This window comes from Bacillus sp. URHA0034 (genome assembly GCF_056280405.1).
Genome location: NZ_JBWCDK010000002.1, coordinates 3462468 through 3487545 on the forward strand (window position 1 = coordinate 3462468; position 25078 = coordinate 3487545).

Annotated in this window: 23 protein-coding genes and 1 pseudogene; all 24 read left to right on the plus strand. The window is 39.6% G+C overall.

The annotated features are described in order from the left end of the window. Positions 1–160: 160 nt before the first annotated feature. The 24 genes and pseudogenes from ACZ9EE_RS18680 to ACZ9EE_RS18795 all read left to right on the plus strand — a co-directional run bounded on the left by ACZ9EE_RS18680 (position 161) and on the right by ACZ9EE_RS18795 (position 25001). Complete coding sequence (locus ACZ9EE_RS18680) at positions 161–1339, plus strand: Gfo/Idh/MocA family protein (RefSeq protein WP_476029386.1); 1179 nt, start codon at positions 161–163, stop codon at positions 1337–1339. Further along, positions 1336–2307 carry a sugar phosphate isomerase/epimerase family protein gene (locus ACZ9EE_RS18685; RefSeq protein WP_476029388.1) on the plus strand — a complete coding sequence of 324 codons (972 nt, stop codon included), beginning with the start codon at positions 1336–1338 and terminating at the stop codon, positions 2305–2307. The genes ACZ9EE_RS18680 and ACZ9EE_RS18685 overlap by 4 nt, the downstream gene beginning before the upstream one ends. Positions 2308–2424: 117 nt before the next feature. Next, positions 2425–3459: a zinc-dependent alcohol dehydrogenase family protein gene (locus ACZ9EE_RS18690; RefSeq protein WP_251565891.1), complete on the plus strand. Its 1035-nt coding sequence runs from the start codon at positions 2425–2427 to the stop codon at positions 3457–3459. 56 nt (positions 3460–3515) lie between these two features. Further along, entirely contained in the window at positions 3516–4358 is an 843-nt protein-coding gene (locus tag ACZ9EE_RS18695; RefSeq protein ID WP_342042061.1) for a sugar phosphate isomerase/epimerase family protein, read from the plus strand. 305 nt (positions 4359–4663) lie between these two features. Continuing rightward, positions 4664–5842 (plus strand): substrate-binding domain-containing protein, encoded by a 1179-nt coding sequence (locus tag ACZ9EE_RS18700; RefSeq protein WP_476029391.1) that lies wholly within the window; start codon positions 4664–4666, stop codon positions 5840–5842. 41 nt (positions 5843–5883) lie between these two features. Then, a complete protein-coding gene (locus tag ACZ9EE_RS18705; protein ID WP_476029393.1) occupies positions 5884–6120 on the plus strand; it encodes a hypothetical protein in 237 nt (78 codons plus the stop codon). Next, positions 6113–7054 (plus strand): substrate-binding domain-containing protein, encoded by a 942-nt coding sequence (locus ACZ9EE_RS18710; RefSeq protein WP_476029395.1) that lies wholly within the window; start codon positions 6113–6115, stop codon positions 7052–7054. The genes ACZ9EE_RS18705 and ACZ9EE_RS18710 overlap by 8 nt, the downstream gene beginning before the upstream one ends. 138 nt (positions 7055–7192) lie before the next feature. Next, a complete protein-coding gene (locus ACZ9EE_RS18715) occupies positions 7193–8017 on the plus strand; it encodes a TIM barrel protein (RefSeq protein ID WP_476029397.1) in 825 nt (274 codons plus the stop codon). Between the two features lies 1 nt (position 8018). Then, positions 8019–9104, plus strand: a complete 1086-nt coding sequence (locus tag ACZ9EE_RS18720; RefSeq protein WP_476029399.1) for a zinc-dependent alcohol dehydrogenase — start codon at positions 8019–8021, stop codon at positions 9102–9104. Positions 9105–9177: 73 nt separating this feature from the next. Continuing rightward, positions 9178–10011, plus strand: a complete 834-nt coding sequence (locus ACZ9EE_RS18725) for a sugar phosphate isomerase/epimerase family protein (protein ID WP_476029401.1) — start codon at positions 9178–9180, stop codon at positions 10009–10011. Between the two features lie 31 nt (positions 10012–10042). Further along, the gene (locus tag ACZ9EE_RS18730) at positions 10043–10342 is read left to right on the plus strand and encodes a putative quinol monooxygenase (RefSeq protein ID WP_476029403.1); all 300 of its coding nucleotides are present in this window, start codon (positions 10043–10045) and stop codon (positions 10340–10342) included. 249 nt (positions 10343–10591) lie between these two features. Further along, positions 10592–11401, plus strand: coding sequence for an AraC family transcriptional regulator (locus ACZ9EE_RS18735; RefSeq protein WP_476029405.1), 810 nt, complete (start codon positions 10592–10594; stop codon positions 11399–11401). Between the two features lie 353 nt (positions 11402–11754). After that, the gene (locus ACZ9EE_RS18740) at positions 11755–12666 is read left to right on the plus strand and encodes an alpha/beta fold hydrolase (protein ID WP_476029407.1); all 912 of its coding nucleotides are present in this window, start codon (positions 11755–11757) and stop codon (positions 12664–12666) included. 124 nt (positions 12667–12790) lie between these two features. Next, positions 12791–14026 (plus strand): substrate-binding domain-containing protein, encoded by a 1236-nt coding sequence (locus ACZ9EE_RS18745; protein WP_476029409.1) that lies wholly within the window; start codon positions 12791–12793, stop codon positions 14024–14026. A 1001-nt stretch (positions 14027–15027) separates the two neighbouring features. Next, on the plus strand, positions 15028–16035 hold the full coding sequence (locus ACZ9EE_RS18750) for a LacI family DNA-binding transcriptional regulator (protein WP_476029411.1): 1008 nt from the start codon (positions 15028–15030) through the stop codon (positions 16033–16035). Positions 16036–16504: 469 nt separating this feature from the next. Further along, positions 16505–17684: pseudogene (locus ACZ9EE_RS18755) on the plus strand (Gfo/Idh/MocA family protein). Then, positions 17681–18652, plus strand: a complete 972-nt coding sequence (locus ACZ9EE_RS18760) for a sugar phosphate isomerase/epimerase family protein (RefSeq protein WP_476029413.1) — start codon at positions 17681–17683, stop codon at positions 18650–18652. Before ACZ9EE_RS18755 ends, ACZ9EE_RS18760 begins: the two are co-directional and overlap by 4 nt. An 84-nt stretch (positions 18653–18736) precedes the next feature. Then, a complete protein-coding gene (locus ACZ9EE_RS18765; protein ID WP_476029415.1) occupies positions 18737–20014 on the plus strand; it encodes an MFS transporter in 1278 nt (425 codons plus the stop codon). Between the two features lie 39 nt (positions 20015–20053). Continuing rightward, positions 20054–20347 (plus strand): putative quinol monooxygenase, encoded by a 294-nt coding sequence (locus ACZ9EE_RS18770; protein WP_476029417.1) that lies wholly within the window; start codon positions 20054–20056, stop codon positions 20345–20347. A gap of 108 nt (positions 20348–20455) precedes the next feature. Further along, entirely contained in the window at positions 20456–21256 is an 801-nt protein-coding gene (locus ACZ9EE_RS18775) for an SDR family NAD(P)-dependent oxidoreductase (RefSeq protein ID WP_476029419.1), read from the plus strand. Beyond that, entirely contained in the window at positions 21243–21467 is a 225-nt protein-coding gene (locus tag ACZ9EE_RS18780; RefSeq protein ID WP_476029420.1) for a histidine kinase dimerization/phospho-acceptor domain-containing protein, read from the plus strand. The genes ACZ9EE_RS18775 and ACZ9EE_RS18780 overlap by 14 nt, the downstream gene beginning before the upstream one ends. Positions 21468–21794: 327 nt before the next feature. Continuing rightward, entirely contained in the window at positions 21795–22616 is an 822-nt protein-coding gene (locus ACZ9EE_RS18785; RefSeq protein WP_476029422.1) for a sugar phosphate isomerase/epimerase family protein, read from the plus strand. A 66-nt stretch (positions 22617–22682) separates the two neighbouring features. Continuing rightward, complete coding sequence (locus ACZ9EE_RS18790; protein ID WP_476029424.1) at positions 22683–23870, plus strand: levoglucosan dehydrogenase; 1188 nt, start codon at positions 22683–22685, stop codon at positions 23868–23870. A gap of 147 nt (positions 23871–24017) precedes the next feature. Further along, the gene (locus tag ACZ9EE_RS18795) at positions 24018–25001 is read left to right on the plus strand and encodes an ROK family glucokinase (RefSeq protein WP_476029426.1); all 984 of its coding nucleotides are present in this window, start codon (positions 24018–24020) and stop codon (positions 24999–25001) included. Positions 25002–25078 lie beyond the last annotated feature (77 nt).

The following is a 25078-nucleotide window of genomic DNA, read 5'->3' on the forward strand; positions in this document are numbered from 1 at the left end:
AAATTGATGGGATTAATAAGAAAACTGGCGGAATTTCCTCGGAAATTGACGGAATTAATGATAAAAACAGCGGAATTCTTTTCAAAAAAAGCGGAATGACCCTATATGGTCTTTAAATTTCCATTCTTGAACAACACGATTATGAACAGGAGGAAGAAAGGTGGAGAAGATTAAAGTTGGTATCATCGGTACTGGTTTTATCGGGCCGACTCACATAGAAGCCATTAGAAGGCTTGGTTTTGTAGAAGTAGCTGGTTTGGCGGAAACCAGTCAAGAAATGGCTGAAAAAAAGGCAGCTGAGCTGGGAATTCCGAAGGCATTTGGTGATTACCGAGAAATGCTGAAAGACAGCGAAATCCAGGTCGTGCACAATTGCACACCAAATCATCTTCATTTTGCCATTAATAAAGAGATTATTTTAGCTGGAAAGCATGTTGTCTCAGAGAAACCACTGGCTATGAACAGTGATGAATCAGCAGAATTGTTGGAGTTAGCAGAAAAACAAGGCGTCATCCATGCGGTGAACTTTAATTACAGACAGCATGCGAGTGTACAAAACTTAAAAGCGAAAATCACTGAAGGTGAACTTGGGAAAGTGAACTTGGTTCACGGAAGCTACTTGCAGGACTGGTTATTATATGAAACAGACTACAACTGGCGTTTGGCGCCGGAAGTAGGCGGAAAGTCACGCGCAGTAGCGGACATTGGTTCCCATTGGTGTGATACTGTCCAATTTGTAACAGGCAAAAGGATTGTCGAAGTTTTTGCCGATTTAGCAACTGTTGTTCCAATAAGAAAGAAGCCGACAGGAAACGTAGCTACTTTTGGGGCACAGACGGCGGAAGATATGCAATATGAAGATGTACCAATTAATACAGAAGACTATGCATCCGTTCTTGTCCGGTTTGAAGATGGAGCACGAGGAGTCTTTACGGTATCTCAAGTAAGTGCGGGACGGAAAAATAGATTAAGCTTTGAGATTAACGGTAATCAAGCTTCAGTATTTTGGAATCAGGAAGAGCCTGAGAAGCTATGGATTGGGCACCGGGATAAAGCAAATGAAGTTCTATTAGCGGATCCGGCGTTGTTTTCACCAGAGGCAAAGTCTGCTATCCATCATCCAGGAGGGCATAATGAGGGCTGGCCGGATGCTTTGAAAAATATGATGTTGAATTTCTACTCGTTTGTTCGTGACGGCAAAAGCCTGAAAACAGACAAGCCAAATTTTGCGACATTTGCCGATGGACACCTTTCGATGTGTATCACAGACGCAATCTTAGAAAGTAACCAGCAGCAAAAATGGGTGAAGGTTCAGGCTAGCAAGGAGGTACTTGCGTGAAATTAGGTGTATTTACCCCCTTATATCAGAACCTGCCTTTTGAAGAAATGTTGGATAAACTGGCAGCCATGGGTGTGGAGGCTGTTGAATTGGGGACAGGGAATTATCCCGGCAATCATCACTGTAATCCGGATGAGTTGCTTGAATCTCCTGAAAAAAGAAAATCATTCCTGAGAGCGCTTGAAGCTAGGGGAATAACGATCAGCGGCTTAAGCTGCCACGGTAACCCGCTTCATCCAAATGTAAACATTGCTCAAGAGTCACATGACGTTTGGCGAAAAACGGTATTACTTGCAGAACTTTTGGAAGTTCCTGTAATCAATGGCTTCTCCGGCTGTCCGGGTGATCATATAAGTGCAAAAAATCCAAACTGGGTTACATGCTCATGGCCTCCGGAATATTTAGAAGTGCTGAACTGGCAATGGAACGAAGTCGTTATTCCTTATTGGAAAGAGGAAGCAAAATTCGCGAAGTTGCACGGCATTAATCAAATAGCTTTTGAGATGCACCCAGGATTTGTAGTTTATAATCCTGAAACTCTACTAAAGTTAAGGGAGCATGCCGGCGAAAACATTGGAGCAAACTTTGATCCGAGCCATCTTGTTTGGCAAGGAATTGACCCGGTCGAGGCCATCAAAAAGCTTGGCAGAGAAAATGCGATCTTCCATTTCCATGCGAAGGACACTTATTTAGATCAAGCAAATATCAAGATTAATGGTGTTTTAGATACAAAGCATTATAGCCAAATTTTAGACCGCTCTTGGACATTTAGATCAGTCGGATACGGCTCGGACGAAAAAATGTGGAAAGACATTATCAGTGCCCTAAGAGCGGTGGGATATGATTATGTAGTTTCAATTGAACATGAAGATATGCTCGCTTCCACCGACGAGGGATTAAGCAAAGCTATTACTCTCCTAAAAGGGGCCATGTTCAAGGAGAAAATTACCGAGATGTGGTGGGCTTAAGGAAGCATGGGGACGGTTCTCATGCTTCCAAAGGGAGGGGCTGTTCCCTCCCGCAGCTCATTTTATGATAGGATAATTGTTTTTCAAAATTAATGATGAATGAATGGAGGCAGTACAATGACAACAATGAATGCAGTGTTTTTTCCAGGAGATAAAAAGGTAGAAATTCGTCAGGTTGAAATTCCAACGCCTGGCCAAGGGGAAGTATTAGTTCAGTTAAAAGCATCAGCGATCTGCCGAAGCGATATGAGCTTATATTATGGAACTTCCGTTTTTGAAGGAACAAAATGTGGCTGCACGGTGCCAGGGCATGAACCTGCAGGAGTTATCACAGAAGTAGGAGCTGGCGTTTCCAATTACAAAGCGGGTGACCGAGTTGCTGTTTACTTAGCTCTTGGCTGCGGGGAATGTGCTCATTGTAAGAGCGGCTACAAAATGTTCTGTAAAGAATTTAAATGTATCGGTTTTGACTCTCACGGCGGTGACGCAGAGTATATGGTCGTTCCAGCTGAAAACTGTATGAGACTGCCAGATAGCATGAGTTTCGTAACGGCTGCTGTTTCAACTGACGCTGTTGGAACCCTTTACCACGCGCAAAAGAGATTGGGAATTTCAGGAAGAGACTACTTGGTTATTTTTGGAATGGGTCCCATGGGCGGTGCGGGTGTGATGATCGCTAAAGGCCTAGGCGCAACAGTAATCGCTGTTGATATGCTTGATGAGCGCTTGGAGCTTGCGAAGGAATTGGGTGCGGATTATACCATCAATGGTAAAACCATGAATGTTCAGGAAGAAATCGCTCGTATTACAAAGGGTCTTGGTGCAGATGCTGCGATTGATTGTTCCGGAAGCCCTTACGGTGAGAATGATGCATTAGATTGCGTGAGAGCACATGGACGTGTCGCTTTTATTGGGGAAAGTAAAGAGACAACAATCAAACCAAGTGCGCAATTAATTCGTAAGCAGATTTCTGTAATGGGTTCTTGGTACTTCCCAATTCAAGAATTTGATGAAATTGCGGAGTTTATTGTTAGAAAGAATCTGCCTGTAGAAAAGTTGGTGACTCACCAATTTAAATTGGAAGAAGCGGAAACAGCTTTCCGTTTGTTTGACGAAAGAAAGACGGAAAAAGCTGTGTTTGTTTGGGAATAATCACATTGAATAACAAAAATTTGCTTTATGACTTAATTTTTGAGGAGGAACAAAAGATGAAACTTTCATTTAATACTTGGGTTTATAATTCTTTTCCATCCATGTTGCCCTTTTATCCATTAGAAGAAGTGATTAGTCGACTTGCTGCATTTGGATATGATGGAATTGAAATAGGTTGTGCGAGTCCGCATGCATGGCCTGATTATCTATCCACACAAAGACGTAAGGAAATTCTTCAGCATTTAAAAAGAAATAATCTTAATGTAGCTGCTATGCTTCCCGCACCTGGAGGTGGACCGGGAGTGAATCCAAGTTCAGCTTTGAAAGAAGAGCGTGAATTTACGATCAATCATTATAAAGAAGTCATTCGTTTAGCGCATGACTGGGAATGCCCAACTGTGATGTGGCTTGCCGGCTGGTTCGGTTTTGGTATGAACAAACAAGAAGCATGGAAGTATAGCCGCGAAGGTTTGCAAGATGTGGCAAAATACGCGAAAGACCTTGGAATCACATTAGTAGTTGAACCTCAAGCTGCTGATTGTAATTTAATTGAATCGGCAGATGATGCCCTGCAGTTGGCAGAAGAATCAGGTGAATCCAATGTGAAAGTCATGTTCGATACGTTCCATGCCCTATATCGGAATGAAGTACCGAGTGATTATGTTTATAAAATGAAAGATAAGTTGCATCATGTTCATATTTCGGATGACGATCGTTTACCGCCTGGACAAGGAACGGTAAATTGGGATTCCGTATTAAAAGCATTAAAGGAAATTGATTACAAGGGTTACCTCTCAATGGAAATTGGATTTGGTACTAGAAAAGCAGATCCTGATTGGTATGCAAAAACATCTATTGATTACTTGACAGAAAAGTTAAAAGGAATTGGATGTAAGTAATAACCTAATTGAAAAAGTATAATCGGGGCGGATGCAGGCGTTTAATTGCAACTGGTTCGCCCTGTAAATCTATTCAAATACTTAAAACATTTTTAATAGAAAACATAATCACCTAAAGAAAAACAGTAAAAATAATTTTTAATAGAAAACATAATCACCTAAAGAAAAACAGTAAAAATAATTTTTAATTAACAAAAAATGTAATCGATTACAATTCGAGAGAGGATGTGATACATAACAACAATTAAAATTCGATATTTTAATCAAAGTGTTAAAAAAATCTGATGCTCAATAGGGGGCTAATCATGAAAAAGTTACTATCTATTATCACTATGATTCTAGTTATTACTAGTATCGCACTTGTCGGCTGCGGGAAGGATAGCAGCACAACTAGCAGCGGAAGCAAAGAGACAGAGAGCACTAAAACAGAAGAAACAGCTGCAGTTTCAGGTCCAATAACGATCAACCAAGATATCCCTGATCAAGAGATTTTAAGTAAAGGCCCAAGTGGAGAAGCGGCCGTTTCTGCAAAAACATTGCAGCTTACGGAAGAAGAAGTACAAAAGATTAAAGAAGGAAAATACACAGCGGCGATAGTCATGCACTATGCAGGGAATGACTGGGCAACCGCTCAAATCGATGGATTAAAAGCAACCTTTGCAAAAATGGGAATTAAAGTAGTAGCAGTAACAGATGCACAGTTCAAGGCAGAGAAACAAGTATCCGATATTGAAACGGTTTTAGCTAAAAAGCCAGATATTATTGTTGGGATTCCGGTAGATCCTGTTTCAACTGCATCCGCTTTTAAGAAAGCGGCAGATGCAGGAGTCAAAGTTGTGTTCATGGATAATAAGCCAAAAGGATTAGAAGCTGGTAAAGATTATGTGAGCGTAGTATCTGCAGATAACTATGGGAATGGTGTTCAAGCAGCGGAAATCATGGCAAAACAGCTTGGCGGAAAAGGAAAGATCGGCGTCATTTATCATGATGCAGATTATTTTGTAACCAAACAGCGTACAGAAGCCTTTGAAAAAACAATCAAGGAAAAATATCCAAATATCAAAATCGTGGAACGCGGCGGTATCATTGGCCCTAACGATGGGGAAAAAGTAGCATCAGGTATGCTGACCAAAAATCGTGACCTTGATGGAATGTTTGTCGTTTGGGACGTTCCGGCTGAAGGTGCATTAGCAGCAGCCCGTACTGCAGGAAAGAAAGATTTTGTCATTACGACCATTGATTTAGGGACAAACGTAGCTTTAGACATCGCCTCAAATGGTTTGATTAAAGGTCTAGGTGCCCAGCTGCCATATGACCAGGGAATTTCAGAAGCAATTTTAGCCGGTTATTCTTTACTTGGTAAAGAAGCACCTGCTTATGTAGCCGTTCCTGCTTTAAATGTAACGAAAGAAAATGTATTAGGTGCATGGAAACTTGTTTACCACCAAGAGGCACCTAAGTCCATTCAAGGGGCAGCTAAATAATAAAACACTATGATTATCTAAATCTATTATTGGGGGTTACTATGAAAAAACTTACTTCACTAATCGTTACGATACTCTTAATTAGCAGTTTGGCTCTTATGGGGTGTGGAAAACAAAGTTCAACTGCTTCAGGTCAGCAAAAAGAAGGAAAAGTAGCATCAGCAAAAGTCACTTATCCTCTTACCATTAACCCTGAAATACCAAGCGATCAGAAAAATTTTAAGTACAGGTCCAAATGGAGAAACAGCCACACCTGCAGCAACTTTGCAATTGTCTGAAAAGGATGTAAAGAAAATTAAAGAAGGTAAATTCAAAGCGGCTATTTCCATGCACTATGCAGGAAATGATTTCTCAACAGCCATCATAAATGGTGTAAAAGACACTTTTGAAAAAATGGGCATCAAAGTTGTGGCCGTTACGGACGCACAATTCAAGCCTGAAAAACAAATTTCAGATATCGAAACCATCATGGCTAAAAAGCCAGATGTTATCGTAGCTCTGCCAGTTGATCCTGTTGCTACTGCTCCCGCTTTTAAAAAGGCTGCGGAAGCCGGTGTAAAACTAGTCTTCATGGATAACGTACCAAAAGGGTTCAAGGCTGGAAAAGATTATGTCAGCGTTGTTTCATCAGATAACTATGGAAACGGTATCTTTGCCGGTGAAATTATGGGTGATGAACTAAAAGGAAAAGGAAAAATCGGTGTTATTTTCCACGATGTTAATTTCTTTGTAAATAACCAGCGTAAAGAAGCATTTGAGAAAACGATTAAAGAAAAATATCCAAATATTAAAATTGTTGCCCATGGTGGAATTATCACTCCTAACGATGCTGAAAAAGTAGCTTCAGGTATGTTAACAAAACACAAGGATTTAGATGGGATTTTTGCGATTTGGGATGTACCTGCGGAAGGAACACTTGCTGCGGCTCGAACCGCAGGGAAAAATAATTTAGTTATTACGACAGTTGATTTAGGAACGAATGTAGCGCTTCAAATTGCTTCTGGAGGGAATGTAAAGGGTCTTGGCGCACAGTTACCATATGAAAATGGAGCTGCGCAAGCTCTTGTTGCCGGATATTCATTACTTGGCAAACAATTAGATCCATACTATGTTGTTCCATCGATGAAAGTTACAAAAGAAAACGTCTTAAAGGTTTGGAAAATGGCTTATCGTCAAGATGCCCCAGAAGTTATTCAAAAGGCAGCAAAATAGTCATCGCTTTAACTAATCAGAAAAGAGATTACAAACTTCCTAGAAAGGAAGTTAAATAGTGGCCGCTTTTACATGCGGCCCCTATTTAAAATCCAGAGGAAGTGTACATAGACAAAATAGTGATAAGGAGATGTTCAAATGATTAAGTATTCTTACAACACGCTAGTATATGCAGGAGAAGATATTGAAACTAGTATTGCTAGACTCGCTAAATATGGTTATAACGGTGTGGAATTTGTAGGCGAGCCAGAGCAAATGGATGCAGACCGCATTAAAGCATTATTGGAAAAATATAATATTGAAGCTTCCACTATTTGTGCGATTTATAACGCTGAAAGAGATTTAGTTTCTAGTAAAGAAAATATTAGAAGAAATGCAGTCGAGTATTTAAAAAGCTGCGTAGATTTTGCCAGCAAAATCGGAGCAAAAGGAATCTCGTTGACTCCAACTGCATGTATGAAAATTTATGGAGAGGCCGATCGAGAAACAGAATTGAAATGGGCTGAGGAAGGAATACGCGAAGCTGGTATTTATGCAGGAGAACATGGTGTCAGGTTGACAGTAGAAGCATGGAACCGCTATGAAAACTACTTAATCAATCGATTAGAGCAATCACTTGAGCTGGTCAATCGTGTGAATCTGCCAAGCGTAGGTGTGATGGGTGATACCTATCATATGAATATTGAAGAAGTCGATATTGCCGACACAATCAGAATGGTTGGGGACAAATTATATCACCTTCACATCGCCGATAGTAATCGAGCGGCACCTGGTCGCGGTCATATCGATTTTGAGCCAATCGCTCAAGCTTTACGTGATATTAACTATAGCGGTTATTTAACGATGGAGCTATTGCCTCCGTTTGCCGATCCTTTTAATGGCACTAGATGCGAAGAGTTTTATGATCAATACACTAAAGAGTCAATTACTTTCCTAAAAAACCTTTTTAAGGAGGAAAAATAAAATGGCACAAGATACAGTAGTAAACAATGAAAATTCAGAAGCAGGGTTTGATCAAAAAGTAATGAAAGCTGCTGTGTTATATGGTAAAGAGGATTTAAGATTAGAAGAAGTACCGATTCCTGAACTTGGGGATGAAGATGTATTGATAAAAGTAAAGTATACAGCAGTATGTGGTACTGACCCGCACATTTATGAAGGGCGTTTTCCTGCAAAACTTCCACTCATCTTAGGTCATGAATTTTCCGGTGAAGTGGCAAAGGTTGGTTCTAAAGTGAGCTTTGTACAGCCAGGAGACCGCGTGACAGCAGATATCAATATTGCTTGTGGTACATGCTATTACTGCCGCCATGGTCAAAAATTACATTGTGAAAAAATTACTCAATTAGGGGTACACATTAACGGAGCATTTGCTGAATTTGTAAGAGTTCCAGAGAATAATATTCATAAGTTGCCGGATTCTATGTCTTGGATCCATGGAGCCTATATTGAGCCATTAGCATGTGCAATCAGTGGTCAGGATAAAGTTAATGTCCAATACGGTGAAACAGTCGCAATTATTGGCGGAGGTCCAATGGGTATCGCTCATGCCTTACTTGCAAAATTGAAAGGTGCTGGTAAAGTAATCCTTTCCGAACTAAATCCTGCGAGAATTGAATCAGCTAAAAATATTGGTGTTGATTATGTCATCAATGCAGGTGAAGAGGACCCGGTAGAAGCTGTTAAAAGATTAACAGACGGACGCGGTGCTGACGTTGTTATTGAAGCGGTAGGTTCTGCCTATACTTACACGCAAACGTTTAAATTAGTGAGAAAAGGCGGAAAAATACTGGTTTTTGGAGCAGCCCCTGCAGATGTAACAATTCCTGTAAGCCCATTTGAAATTTACAGCCGTGAATTAACCATTGTTTCCTCCTATGCAGGAACATATGATACCTTCTCTAAAGCGATTGATTTAATCGCAAGCAAGCGTTTTGATCCAACTCCAATCTTCACAAATCATTTTGAATTTGCAGATGTGAAACACGGAATTGAAACGGCAGAGCATAATAAGGATATCCTTAAAACTGTAGTTAAAATCTCAGATTAATATATAGGTAGACAGAGTTCTCGACGGTTTGTATGGGAACTCTGATTTTTTCATTATCTAAGAGGTGAATTCAATGTTCAAATATAGTGCCACACAATGGATATTCGGAAATGAAAGTTTAGAAGATAGCTTAAAAAGGTTGAAGAAATATGGTTATCAAGGAGTCGAACTCGCTGGAGAGCCGTATACCATTGATATTGAGGAAACGAAAGAACTCTTAAAAAAGTATGAACTTGAATGCAGTTCTATTTGTGGAATTTTTACCCCTGAAAGGGATCTTTCCTCATCAAACGACGAAATTAGAAAAAAGGCAGTCGAATATGTGAAAAGATCGGTTGATTTAGCGAAGACTTTACATGCATCAACCCTAATTGTCGTTCCTACTTGTGTTGGTAAACTTAGCCCAGACACCACGCTTGAGGAAGAATGGAATAATGCCATTCAAAGTGTCAAAGAGGCGGGGCTGTATGCAAAGGAACAAGGAATCACCATAGCCATTGAAGCATTAAATCGTTATGAAACCTACTTAGTTAATAACCTCACCTTAGCCTTACGTTTTGTGGAGGAAGTGAATGTAGAAGGTGTAGGGATTATGGCGGATCTGTTCCACATGAGCATAGAGGAACGAGATATGAGGGGTTCGATAATGAAGATTTCACGTTATCTTGCCCATGTCCACATCGCTGATAATACAAGGGAAGCTGCTGGACTAGGACAAACGAATTTTGCACCAGTCATTTCCCTGCTTAAAGAACTTGGTTATAAGGGTTATATTACGATGGAGTTCCTACCTGCCGTGTCAAATCCTTATGTGGCTTCAGGCCTTCAAGGGGAAGCTAATGTTTTTGATGACTTCACAAAGCAATCTATTAAACATATGAAGGAAATTGTTGAAGCACTATCATAAAAGATATTAAGTATAAAAGGTGGATTTATAGATGATTATTATTCATGCGTACTTTAAAGTGGAACCTCAACAACGTCAAGTATTCCTGGATCAGGCAAACCTAGTAGCGGAACCATCTCAAGCCGAAGAAGGCAATATCAGCTATGAATACTTTGAAAATCCAAAACAGCCTAATACCTTTGTATTTATGGAAAAGTGGAAGGATCAAGCGGCGATTGGTGTTCATGAAGCGACCGCTCATTTTCAAAACTTCGTTAATATTGTCCCTGGACTCTTAAGTGAACCAATCCAAGTACAACTTTTCGATGCAAGCGAAATAAAAGGTGCCTAACTCTTAGAAGCTGTCCTTGCGTTATTAGTAACGAAAGAAAATGTATTGATACCATGGTAATAAAAATCACCAAAAATCTATTCAAGGTGCCGTAAAATAAACAACCAGCTGTAAAAATAAAGAGGCTCGATTTCTAGAGCCTCTTTTACTGTAAAAGCTCCTTTTTTATCAAATAAAGCAATCGGAGTGTACCTTTGGTCAAAATGGATTACTTAGAATGCTATTTATATTGAAAGGGGACATACCAGCGTGGGCAAGTCTTCTGTTTTATTAAATACTCCCCAGTTTATTAATATTAAAGAAATAAATGAAATCAGTCCAGATTGGATTAAAAAACATTCCGATCCTAATTATACAGAGATTGTGTATATTCAACAGGGGTGTGGAGAGTTTATCTTTGAAGAAAAACCTTTTATCGGACAAGAAGGAGACCTTATATTTATTCCCCCTTTTAGTCATATTGAAGGTAAATCTTGTACAGACGATCCTCTCAAAGGGATTTATATCTGTGTTTCGAATCTGCATATTAATGGTAATGATAAAGGTTGTTTAACCCATTCTAATGATCTTCCTATTATTCATTTGCAAGATGAAAAAAAGGAGATTGATAACTACTTAAGAGATATTTTAAGGGAATATCGGACGAAACATGCTGGATATCAAGACGTAATCTCTTCAATATTACAAGCGGTTATTATTAAAATTACTCGTCACTTGAAAGATTCCGATCATCAATCCTTTTCTCCTGTCTGCCTTGAAGTAAAGAAATATATAGAAGAAAATTTTAGACAAGAGCTGTCATTAAACGATTTAGCTAATCTAGTTTATGTAAGCCCCTACCATTTAGCTCATGTTTTCAAAGAAGAAGTAGGGATGCCTCCAATACAATATTTAATTCTTTGTCGTATAGAAGAAGCAAAACGGTTGCTTATGCATTCCAATCTTTCTGTAAAAGAAATTGCAGCTATTATTGGATATGAAAATCCAAACTATTTTAATTTACTGTTTAAAAAAATGACAGGCAACCCACCTGGGAAATTTAGAAAAATTAAAACCTAATGCACTAATCTTTTTAAACTTAACGAAAAGATTAGTGCGTTTTTTTGTCTTATTTAACAATTTTTGTGATTTATTTCAAAAATGGCAAAGGCACGTTCACTAGTCAATGTAGGAATGCAAATGCAAAAAAGCCTTTCTCAAAAAAATGTTGTAGCAGTCATTCTTTTATAATATGAGGAAAAAAATCACCTTATCTTTTGATTTTGGCCTTAAGCATTACCGCCATTTATAATCTTGTAAGCGTTAACAACATCGTGTAGTCATAATCGCAATTTTGTTAATTTTTAAACACTATCATCTAATGTAACATAATAACTGTAAGAACTATTATTTCTAATAGGAGGAAGAGTAAAATGGCGCAACAAATTAAAGATCACAACGGAAAAAATGTAACACACGGTAGAGAAACGGTTAATGGAGTTCGTCTTCATTATTATACAGCTGGAAAAGGAGAGGCAATTGTTCTATTGCATGGTGTGCCGAAGACTTCTTACTATTGGCGTAATGTTTTGCCAAAACTCTCTTCAGAATATACTGTTGTTGTACCTGACCTTCGTGGTTTTGGAGATTCAGGCCGCACTCTGGATGGTTACGACATGCCGAATATGGCTGAGGATATCGCACAGCTCATGGCGGTTTTAGGCCATGAAACATTCTACCTTGTTGGGGAAGATTGGGGTGCTGCAGTTGCCTATGCACTGACTGCACAATATCCGGAACGAGTGAAAAAGCTTGTTTACCAGGAAATGCTTCTTCCAGGTTTTGGACTAGAAGAATGGTCACACCTTACTACTGAGAACGTAAAAACAAACCATTGGATTTGGCATATCAACTTTTACAACGTACGTGATTTCCCAGAGCTTCTCATATCTGGTCGGGAAAAGACATACTTCTCCCATTTCATCAAGCATGAATGCTATGACCCCACTGCTATTAGTGATGAGGCAATTGACGAGTATGTTCGATGCTATTCTGCACCAGGCGGGCTCCGTTCAATGTTCGAAGTCTATCGTGCAACCTTTAAAGATGCCGAGTTTTTCCGAGAAGCTGCAAAGACGAAATTGAAAATGCCTGTGTTAGCGTTGGGAAGTAAGTATTTTATCAACGACGAGAACACACGTGAAATGAAACTGGTAGCAGAGAACGTCCAGGAAGTTATTCTGCCTTGGGGACACCAATTAGCTGAAGAGTGCCCAGAAGAATTGAGCCAAGTATTACTAGAATTTATCAAGAAAGAATCAAATATAGTAATCGCTAAAGCTTGATATGGAGTTTTAGCATCTTATAAATTGGAAAAGCATTTCTCATCGCGTCACTTTGTCATTCTCTTCTACGAATAACGAGGTGACGCGAAATTAAGTAAAAGGAGATTTATCTAGGGGGGGTATCATGAAAAGTAATAATAATTTGGTAAAAAAATTTGCGGTTACCATAAATGTTTTGATACTATCTTGGGGAATGATTGCATGCAGTAATAATAATACAGAACAGGCCAACAGTCAGTTGCAAAACAAACACTCAGGTACCAAGAAAGAAACAAATGCAAAACAACCTCCTTGGTATAAGGGACCGTCTGAGGAACAGCTAAAAGCAGTTCAGATGGACAATGCTTCTGATACTATTGTAAGTAGCGGCCCATATGGAGAGAAAGCCATTGGGGCAAATGAAATCCAAATTCCCGAAGAACAAATGGCGAAGATTAAAGCTGGCAATTTTACAGCTGCAATAGCAATGGGATTCTTAGGTGATGATTGGTCGGCCCAACAACTCGCAGGGCTTAAATCAGAATTTAAAAAACTAGGTATAAAAGTTATTGCTGAAACAAATGCAAGCTTCAAGGACACAACTCAAATCTCTGATCTTGAAACAATAAAGGCAAAGAAACCTAATATTCTTATCAGCATTCCCCTAAATGCACAAACGACAGCGAGAACCTATAAAGCCATTGCTGACTCTGGAACAAAAATTGTTTTTATGGACCAACCCGCGGAAGGTATGAAAGCAGGGAAAGATTATGTATCGGTTGTTTCTGCAGACAGTTTCGGCCTTGGTATGAATATTGCTGATGAATTAGCAAGGGCTATTGGCGGTAAAGGAGACGTGGCAGCACTTTACTATGCTCCTGACTTTTATGTAACAAATCAGCGATATGAAGGATTTGCCGCGCGATTAAAAGCAAAATATCCCGAAATTAATCTTATAGCTGTTCAAGGATTCCAGGATCCGAATAAATCTCAAGAAGTAGCAGGTGCTTTATTAACCAGATATCCTAAATTGAAAGGAATGTATGCTAGCTGGGATGTTCCTGCAATGGGTGCTTTAGCGGCAGCAAGGGTAGCTGGAAAATCGCCTGATGAATTTAAGGTTGTCAACGAAAACTTAGGTAATGAAGTTGCACTTGCCATGGCTAATAATGACTTTATAGCTGGAATTGGCTCCCAACGGCCTTTTGATCAAGGTGTCGCAGAAGCTAGACAAGCTGCTTTGGCAATAATCGGCGCTGAAACGCATCCATATGTGGCGGTACCATCATTGGCGGTGAACAGATCCAATCTGGAAAAATCATATCAGGAGATCTACCATAAAGATGCGAATGCTGAAATACTGAGGGCATTAAAAAAATAATTTTAATATTAAGCACTATAATGCAAGCAAAGCGGATTGAATTAAACGAATAAGTCATAATATGATTAAAATAAACAAAATACCTTATAAAGTCTTTATAAAAAATAAATTTTTTAGTTTCATAATTTAAAGACCGTACTGAATGACGGTCTTTTGTTTGTTTTAAAATCATTTAATTAGAGGGGTAATTCCAAATGTTTGGCACAGAAGACTATCTCGATTAAACAAAGACTTCCTACCAAAATTTAATTTTTGAACAGGTATCCCCATCAAAAAAAATGAAAAAACCACACTTTGCGGAGTTTTTAGTCCATATATTAAAGACCTTCTACTGGAAATCAAAGCTGGAGGAATTGAAAATGCTGAAAAGCCGTACGGCTGTGGGACTCTTTTGGGTACAGCTAAGGGCAAAGAGCAGTAATTTTAGCAGGTGCAATCACCGAACATTATTATGACGATGCAGGTTTTTGGCCATCTTGTGAAACGCTACTCTATTCGGTTATAAAGAGTAGCAGTAAAAAATGGCGAATTGCTATTGGCGAATATTGGATTTCGCAACGATTACCGGACCCAAAATCCTGACCGCTGATGGGAGATAAGATATTCGGGGGATGTCATCACAAGAAACGGGTTTTTTAAATTACGAAAGAAAAATCCATATCTAGTAAAATAATGATGAAAAAGAGTACGAAAATTTTCATGGTATTCCCGCCCTTAAAAGTTGTCTTTTGTAACGATAAATTGGATATAATCGTGTTTTTTTGAATTCCTGTATATAAAACGCCTCACCTCTAGTAAACTTTTCTAATCCATATTTTTTTATACAACATAGATGTTGATGTTACCCAAACCTATTTTAAAGGGCATTTTTGCTATTAAATTTTCTAAGAATGAGACAGTTTGTGTACAATGTCCATTTTTTCATTTATGTAAAGTTATTGTATTTATTCATGTAATCGATTACAATAAATGTAAACGAACACTGAAGGGGAAAGCAATACATGGTCAGAATTGCGGATGTTGCAAAAATGGCAAATGTTTCAACGGCCACAGTATCCCGAGTCATAAGTAATACAGGGACTGTAAAAAAAGAAACAGCTGAAAAAGTTTTAGAAGCCATAAAAAAATTAAATTACCACCCTAATATGCTGGCAAGACAATTGAGAAGATCTGAAACCAAAACAATTCTTGTGGTGGTTCCTGATATAACCAATACTTTCTTTTCTGCAGTACTGCGCGGAATTGAATCCGTGGCCATCGAAAACGGATATCAAGTACTTCTAGGAGATGCGCGAAACGATGTCGAGAGCGAAACTAGTTTTTTAACGATATTAGGTCAGAAAAAAGCCGATGGGCTGATATTATTAACAGCAAGGACCGATCAAAAAGTATTAGAAGATTTATCCCAGGATTACCCTGTAGTATTGGCGTGTGAATACTATGAGGGTTCCAAGCTGCCTACGGTCTCCATTGATAATGTTAGCAGTGCAAGAAAGGCAACTGAATATTTAATTAGCTTAAACCACAAGAGAATAGGACATATCTGCGGACCTTTGGATATTGTCGTTGGACGAGATCGATGCAGGGGGTTTCATCAAGCAATGGCGCAACACGGCCTGCCTGTGGATCCAAGTTTGGTACAGGAAGGCGAATTCTCTTTTGAAAGTGGATTTAATTTAATGATGAAATTTTTGTCACTAGAGAATCCTCCTACAGCCCTTTTTGCCGGTAATGATGAAATGGCTATGGGTGCCATTAAAGCCGCTAAATCTAAAGGTTTAAGAGTTCCAGAAGATTTATCTGTTGTTGGCTTTGATGATATTCAATTTGCATCGATTTTTGAACCTGCTCTAACAACCGTGGCACAACCAACGTTTGATATGGGTCAAAAAGCGATGCGTTTACTGTTAAAATTAATTAAAGATGAAGAATTAGAGAAAGATCAATTTATTCTTCCTGATAAACTCATTGTCCGTGAATCATGCAAAGAACTTACCATAGAAGAGTAGTCTAGCCTATTCCTGTTAGAATTAAAATAATGAAATACAAAAGGGGAGTGAACTTAATAATGGTTCACTCCCTTTTTATCATTATTAGGGGACCAGCGATTCTATTGGTTCCAGAACAGTTTTTATCATTCTGATTAAAAAAGAATCGAGGAAGTTTAAAAAAAAATATTGAATTCTATACTGTAATCGATTACAATAAGGGTGTCGAAAAAAAGAGTAAAGTATTTTAGTGATAAGTGAAAAGATAGTTTATTCTGAAAGGTTATTTCTTAATTTAAAAGTATAATAAATTCAAATTTTTTTCGACATAAATGTAATCCATTACATTTATGCGAGTTTGAAGGATAGGTAACTTATTTATTTACTAGGACTAGACACATATTTTTTTGCAAATTAGTGTAATCGATTACACTAATATTCTACTTATTCTTGGGTGAATCGAAAAGTTCGATTGGAGGACGGAAAACAAATGGAAAAAATAAAAGTAGGAATCATCGGGACAGGTTTCATTGGCCCGACACATATTGAAGCAATCAGAAGACTTGGATTCGTGGAAGTCGTATCATTAGCCGAGACGAGTCAAGAACAAGCAGAGAGAAAGGCAGCTGAACTTGGAATTCCGAAAGCATACGGAGATTACCGTGAAATGCTGCGTGACAGCGAAATTCAGGTAGTTCATAATTGTACCCCAAACCATGTGCATTTTGCGATCAATAAAGAAATTATTTTAGCAGGTAAACATGTCATCTCAGAGAAACCGCTTGCGATGAATAGTGAAGAATCAGCGGAATTGTTGACATTGGCTCAAAAACAGGGTGTTGTACATGGTGTGAACTTTAATTACAGACAGCATGCGAGTGTGCAAAACCTGCGAGCTAAAATTGCTAACGGTGACCTTGGGAAAGTCAATTTGGTTCATGGAAGCTATTTGCAGGATTGGTTACTATATGAAACGGATTTTAACTGGCGTTTAGCACCGGAAGTCGGCGGAAAATCTCGCGCAGTAGCAGATATCGGGTCTCATTGGTGTGACACCGTTCAATTTGTTACCGGTAAAAAGATTGTAGAAGTATTTGCTGATTTAGCAACGGTCATTCCAGTTAGAAAGAAAGCAATTGGAAGTGTGGCCACGTTCAGCACACAAAGTAATGAAGATGTAGAATATGAAGATGTTTCAATCAATACAGAAGACTATGCTTCCGTACTAGTCCGTTTTGAAGATGGATCAAGAGGAGTATTTACGGTTTCACAAGTAAGTGCAGGCCGAAAAAATCGACTAAGCTTTGAGATTAATGGCAGCAAGAGCTCTGTATATTGGAACCAAGAAGAGCCTGAAAAACTATGGATGGGGCACAGGGATAAGCCGAATGAAATCCTTCTAGCCGATGCGGCACTGTTCGCACCTGAAGCAAGAGCAGCCATCCATCATCCAGGAGGACATAACGAAGGCTGGCCAGACGCACTTAAAAATATGATGTTAAATTATTATGCCTTCATACGTGATGGCAAAGACCCGCTGAGAGGATAAGGCTAATTTTGCCACATTTGAAGATGGTCACATTTCAATGGCCATTACTGATGCCATTTTAGAAAGCCATGAACAACAAAAATGGGTCAAAGTTCAGGAGAAAAAGGAGGTTTTAGTATGAAACTAGGTGTGTTTACAGTTCTATATCAAAATCTTCCTTTCGAAGCCATGCTCGATAAATTAGCCGAAATGGGAGTAGAGGCGGTGGAGATAGGGACCGGTAACTATCCCGGAAACAATCATTGTAATCCGGAAGAATTGTTAGGGAATCCGGATAAAATCAAATCATTCAAACGGGCGATTGAAAGCAGGGGATTAACCATCAGCGGACTAAGCTGTCATGGGAACCCGCTTCATCCAAATGTAAAGGCTGCCAAAGACGCCCATGATGTTTGGAGAAAAACGGTCTTGCTGGCTGAGCAGTTAGAGGTGCCGGTTATCAATGGATTTGCCGGATGTCCAGGAGATCATCCGGGTGCCAAGTTTCCAAACTGGGTGACATGTTCTTGGCCTCCTGAATATACAGAAGTTTTAGAGTGGCAATGGAACGATGTGGTTATTCCGTACTGGAAAGAAGAGGCGAAATTCGCTGAACAGCATGGGATTCACCAAATTGCTTTCGAAATGCATCCGGGCTTTGTTGTCTATAATCCGGAAACATTATTAAAATTAAGAGAACATGCAGGACAAAATATCGGAGCTAACTTTGACCCAAGTCATTTGGTGTGGCAAGGAATTGATCCAGTTGAGGCGATTAAAAAATTAGGTCGTGAAAATGCGATCTTCCATTTCCATGCAAAAGATACCTATTTAGACCAAGCCAATATCAAGGTGAATGGTGTTCTCGATACGAAGCATTACAGTAAAGTGTTGGACCGCTCTTGGACCTTCCGCTCTGTTGGCTATGGCCATAACGAGAAGATGTGGAAAGACATCATCAGTACACTTCGTGCAGTGGGATATGACTATGTTGTTTCCATTGAACATGAAGATATGCTTGCATCCATCGATGAAGGTTTAATGAAAGCAATCACACTGTTAAAAGGAACATTGTTTAAAGAGCAAGTAACGGAAATGTGGTGGGCTTAAGGAAGCACAGGGACGGTTCTCGTGCTTCCGAAGCATGAGAACCGTCCCCCCGCACCCAATTAATAAAAAATAGAGGTGTTAAAAATGAAAACGCTTGTAGGTGAAGAACGTACTTTAGGCGGACTTCCAATGGGAGTCGTTTGGGGATTTGTTGCAACGTTAATTTTTATGGCCGGTGACGGTCTCGAGCATGCATGGTTGTCTCCATATCTGATTGAAAAGGGATTGACCGTTCAACAATCCGCGACTCTATTTGCTGTATATGGTGCTGTGTTGGCAATTGCATCTTACTTTTCAGGTGTACTGACCGAGATGTGGGGACCAAGGAGAGTAATGGTTATCGGTCTTGTTACTTGGTTAATCGGTCAGGTTCTATTTATTGAATTTGGTTTAAAGTTAAACAATTTCGCTATTATGCTCCCTACTTATGGGATTCGTGGTTTAGGTTATCCTTTATTCTGCTACTCTTTCTTAGTGTGGGTTACTTATCGCAGTCCAGAGCGGATTTTGGCAACGGCTGTAGGTTTGTTCTGGGCAGCGTGGAGCGGCGGACTTTATGTTGTTGGAAGCTATTTCCCTGCTTACATGCTTCCGAAGATTGGATATATCGGGTTATTGTGGAGTGCTGTAGCATGGGTATTAGTCGGAGGAATTGTTGGTCTTATTGTAGTAAAAGGTGATGTAAGAAAAGAACAAAAGGGAAATCCGAAGGAAAAGCTGAAGAGCTTAATGAGTGGATTCACCATTTGTATCGAACAGCCAAAAGTGGCGATCGGCGGCGTGGTCCGGATTATCAATTCAACGGGGATCGGTTCACTGCCAATCTTTTTCCCGATGTACTTGAAGTCAAATTATGGATTTACCACTGAACAGTTTCTGCAAATGTGGGGAACGATGTGGTTTGCAAATATTATCTTTAACCTAATCATTCCGTACATCAGTGATAAATGGTTAGGCTGGCAAAAAACGATTCAATGGCTTGGCAGCTTCGGTATGGGCGTCATGTTACTTGTCTTGCTTTACACGCCTGAAGTATTTGGCAGCAGTTTCTTGGCCTTGAATATTGCTGGTATTTTTATGGGGATTGTGCTTTGTGGTTTCGTGCCACTTTCCGCTCTGGTGGCATCGCTTGCTCCTGAGAAAAAAGGATCTGCGATGGCGATTGTAAGCTTTGGTGCAGGAGTGTCCTACTTTATCGCCCCAGCAATCGTTGGGTTATTTATTGGACTTATCGGTGCAAAAGGGGTTTTTTGGATTTTCTCAGGTATGTATTTCCTTGGTGCTTATCTAATGAAGTTTATGAAGATTGCTTCCGAAGAAAATAATAAAAACGAGATCGTATTAGAAAAACACGCAGGTTAGTTTTTTAGAAAAACCATCAACAATTAAGGGGGATGTACCATGATTATCATTCATGCAAGCATAAAGGTAAATGTGCCTTATCGTGAAATATTCTTGGAAGAGGCAAGGCTTGTCACAAAACCGTCTCAAGCGGAGTCCGGGAATATTGGTTATCAATATTATGAGAATCCGGAAGAGGCGAACAGCTTTATCTTTGTTGAGAAATGGAAGGATGAAGAAGCGATTCAACTGCATGAGGAAACCCCTCACTTTAAAAGATTCATAAAAGCTGTTGAACCCATTGTTGCTGAACCTATCCATGCAGAATTATTTGAGGCTTCAGTGAAAAAATAATATTGGACAAACATAAGGATTAACTCCGAGCTGTGTATCAGCTAGAGTTAATCCTTATTTGGTAACTACAATCTTATCAGGTTAGTATAGAAAGGGATGGATGAAAAAATGAATCTGGAATTAAAAAATAAAACCGCACTTGTGACTGGCGGCAGTAAAGGTATTGGGAAAGCAATTGCCATGGCGTTTGCGGAAGAAGGTGCCAACGTTGTAATTTGTGCGCGCGGCGCGGAAGCGTTAAATGAGGCGTCGGCTGAAATTGAAAAAACCGGAGGAAGTGTTCTTCCTATTCAAGCTGATCTAACGAAACAAGCAGACGTCGACAATCTTATTGCTTCTGCTATTGATCGTTTTAAAACCGTCGACATCCTCGTTAATAATGCGGGGATTGCAAGTGGATTTGATGACTTTGAATCATTAGATATAGACGAGTGGCAGCATATTTTTGACGTCAATCTTTTTGGAACTGTACGTGTAACTAAAGCAATTATTCCTTTTATGAAAAGAACAGGATTTGGCCGCATTATTAACATTTCATCAGAATCCGGCCTTCAACCAGACGCATTCATGCCTCATTACAATGCCTCTAAAGCAGCACTGATTAATTTTACAAAAAGCTTATCCAAGGCGTATGCTGCAGAAGGAATACTTGTCAATACGGTATCGCCTGCGTTTATCATGACACCTATGCTTGAGGACCTGTTGAAGGATAATGCCAAAAAGCTGAACATCAGTTATGATGAGGCAATCCAGCAATTTCTTAAGAAAAATCGTCCGCATGTTGAAGTGAAACGGCCAGGGACGGTGGAGGAAGTTGCTTCAGCTGTTGTGTACCTTGCTTCAAACAAGGCTTCTTTTATAAACGGTGTCAACCTTCGAGTTGATGGTGGCTCCGTTGCAAGTCTGTAAGTTGGCAGCGTTAGATATGGACCATCGTCAACATCTTGAAAAGCTGGCAGTTAGTATCGCTCATGAAATCCGTAACCCATTGACGACCATAAAAGGTTTTATTCAGTTGCTAAAGCCCGAATTGAAGAAAATAGGCAAGGAAAGGGACTGTATTTACAATTTCCTTTCCTCCTGCGCTTATCGTGAACAAATTGTGACAATCGAAATTTAGTTGTTGCAAATTTGGGTGTAATCGATTACAATAATTCATGTAAGCGATACAACATCTATTTTCTTGTCAGATGATAGTGAGGACTAGTGATAGATAGGGATAAATCATTACTTTCTTATAGGAAACAGCATTTCATCTGTAAACAAAAATGTAATGGATTACATTAAGGCTTTTTTATTACTTAGCTTAAATATTAATATTATTGAACGTGAAAGTTAATAATTTTAGCAAAAATGTAATCGATTACTATCTTTGAAGGTGGTTTGCCTCGGTTTTTCTATGATGAAATATGGCACACTAAATTCCAAAAGATATGGAGGTAATCAAATGAAATTAGGTTATCAAACAAATACTTGGGGCGGCGTAGTTGGTCATCCAGCAGGTGTGACTTGTGTGAAGGATAATTACTACCTTGCTTATGGATCAACGGAAGAAGCGTTAAAGGACATTGTGGAAGCTGACTATGACGGCTTTGAAATCTTCGATGGAAACCTGATGCAATATAAAGATAAAAAAGAAGAATTTTTAAAATTAATGAATGACTATTCTTTATCTTTGGTTGGCGTATATACAGGCGGGAATTTTATTTTCCCTGATATTTTAGAAGAAGAATTAATAAAAATCGAAAGTGTAGCACAATTCGCGTCAGAAGTAGGTGCAATCCACCTGGTAATCGGCGGCGGAGCGGTGCGTGCAAACGGCATTCTTGAAAGCGATTATACGGCTCTTGGTAATGCACTTAATAAAGTAGTTGAAATTGCTGAAAAATATAATCTGATTGCAAGTTATCATCCGCATTTAGGAACGAACGTTCAGGCTCCTGAACAATTAGATAAACTAATGCCATTAACAAAGATTAACCTTTGCCCAGATACAGCTCACATTGAAGCTGGCGGTGGAGATCCGGTGGCTGTCATCAGAAAGTATGTGGACCGCATCAAATATGTTCACTTCAAAGATTATGCCAATGGTGAGTTTTTACCATTAGGGGAAGGGCATCAAAAATTTGATGAAATGGTTAAAACATTAGAAGAGGCAAACTATGATGGCTGGATTACGGTTGAGTTAGACAGCTACCCAGATCCAAAACAAGGGGCTAAAATCAGCCGCAGCTATTTAAATCAATTTGATAAAGTAAATCAAGCATAAACGTTTCATCCATTAAGAATATCAAGCTTTTTAAAAATAAGAAGATAATAGTGGGAGGATACTAAAATGAAAAAATTAAACGTAGGTATGATCGGCGGGGGATTTATGGGTAAGGCGCATTCACTTGCATATGCAGGTATGCCAATGTTTTTCTGGCCTGCACCAGCAATCCCTCATCGCCACACAGTAGTAGATGTTAACGAAGGATTGGCTAAAGAAGCTGCAGCGAGATTAGGCTTTGACAACCATGCAACGGACTGGAGAGATGTTGTTAACAACCCAGAAATCGATGTCATCGACATTGTTACTCCAAACAATACTCATGCTGAAATCGCAATTGCAGCAGCAAAAGCTGGCAAACATATTATCTGTGAAAAGCCATTAGCATTAGGCGCTGAACAAGCGAAGGAAATGTTAGAAGCAGTAAAAGCTGCAGGTGTAAAACACGCAGTTGCTTTCAACTACAGAAGAACACCAGCTGTTGCTCTTGCGAAAAAATATATTGAAGAAGGAAGAATTGGTAAAGTTCTAAGCTTCCGTGGAACATACTTACAAGACTGGTCTGCGGATCCGAATTCTCCATTATCATGGCGCTTCCAAAAGAAAATCGCTGGATCAGGTGCTTTAGGTGATATCGGTACACACGTGGTTGATTATGCTCGTTACCTTGTGGGCGAAATTACAGATGTAAATGCAATCACAAAAACATGGATTCCTGAAAGACCAATTCAAACGGGCGGCATCGACAAGTTAGGTACAGTGAAAGCTGGAGGAGAAGATGTGCCAAAAGCAGCTGTTGATGTAGACGATGAATTTATCACCATGGTCAAATTCAATAATGGTGCAATTGGAACAATCGAGGCAACTCGTAATGCACATGGCCGCAACAACTTCCTAACTTTTGAGATTCATGGTGAAAAAGGTTCTCTATACTTTAACTATGAGCGCCGTGATGAGCTTCAAGTTTGCTTTGCTGATGATCCAAGTGATGCAAAAGGCTTCAGAACTGTTTACTCAGGACCAGCTACTCCATACGGTGAAGGATTATGGCCAATCCCTGCTCTAGGTATTGGTTACGGCGAAACAAAGATCATTGAAACGTATGACTTCTTTAAAGCAATCAGTGAAGGTACTGAATTCTCACCTAACTTCCATGATGGATACCAAATTGAATTAATTGCAGATGCAATCCTTGAATCCGCTGAAAAAGGACAATGGGTTAACCTTGAAAAAACAGCGGCAGCTGTAAAATAATGAGAGAAGTGAAAGTGCCAGCTAGTCGCTGAGCGCTCCAGCTAGACAATTCTCAAACTTAAAAGAGGCTTCTCAATTGAGGAGCCTCTTTTGTAAAAATGGCGCTTTTCGGAGAAGGAAAAACATGAAGGAAATGAGTGAATCGTTATGGAAGAAAAATGGTTAGTTGGTGTTGATATAGGAGGGACCACGATTAAAATGGCTTTTATCAGTTCGCAGGGTGATATCATTGAGAGCTGGGAGATTGATACAGATTCAAGTAAAAAGGGCCAACATATACCTGCCTCCATTGCCAGGTCGATTGATCAAAAGTTGATTGAATTGGATCAATCGAAAGATCAGTTAATTGGGATCGGAATCGGTGCGCCGGGTCCTGTGAATGCGGAGGACGGTTCCGTTGAAGTGGCGGTTAACTTAGGATGGGGGCAATTCCCTTTGCAGGCCATCTTAGAGAGGGAAACATCGCTGCCGGTTGTTGTGGACAATGATGCCAATATTGCGGCAATCGGCGAAATGTGGAAAGGTGCTGGCAACGGGGCAAAAAATTTAATCTGTGTCACATTAGGGACAGGTGTAGGCGGAGGAATTATCGTGGGTGGCGAGGTTGTGCATGGGGTAAATGGTGCCGGTGGTGAAATCGGACATATGAAATCGGTTCCCAAAGGAGGTGCACCTTGTAATTGCGGGAAATCAGGATGTCTGGAAACGGTAGCATCAGCCACAGGAATCGTTCGTTTGGCGATGGAGGAATTAGCATCTAACAATGAGATTAGTAAATTACGAGTTTATTATGATAGCCAGTCCCTATCAGCGAAGCTGGTTTTTGATGCCGCAAGCGAAGGGGATGAACTTGCGATCCGAGCGGTTGAGCAAGTGGCCTTTTATTTAGGAGTAGCTCTCGCTAATTTAGCGAATGGACTGAACCCTGAGAAAATTGTTCTTGGAGGCGGAGTTTCGAAAGCTGGTGACACTTTGTTGCAACCGTTAAAAGAGGAATTTGTTCAATATGCTTTTCCTAGAGTCGAACAAGGGGTCGAAATCGTTATTGCCACGTTAGGTAATAATGCGGGGGTCTTTGGAGGAGCATGGCTGGCGAAAGAGAAATTAATTAATAAGTTAGTATTACAATAAAGTTTATTTCAAAAGGCGAAAAACTAATGTTTTTCGCCTTTGTCTGTTTATATGATGTTTCATTGTTTGTTAACGTA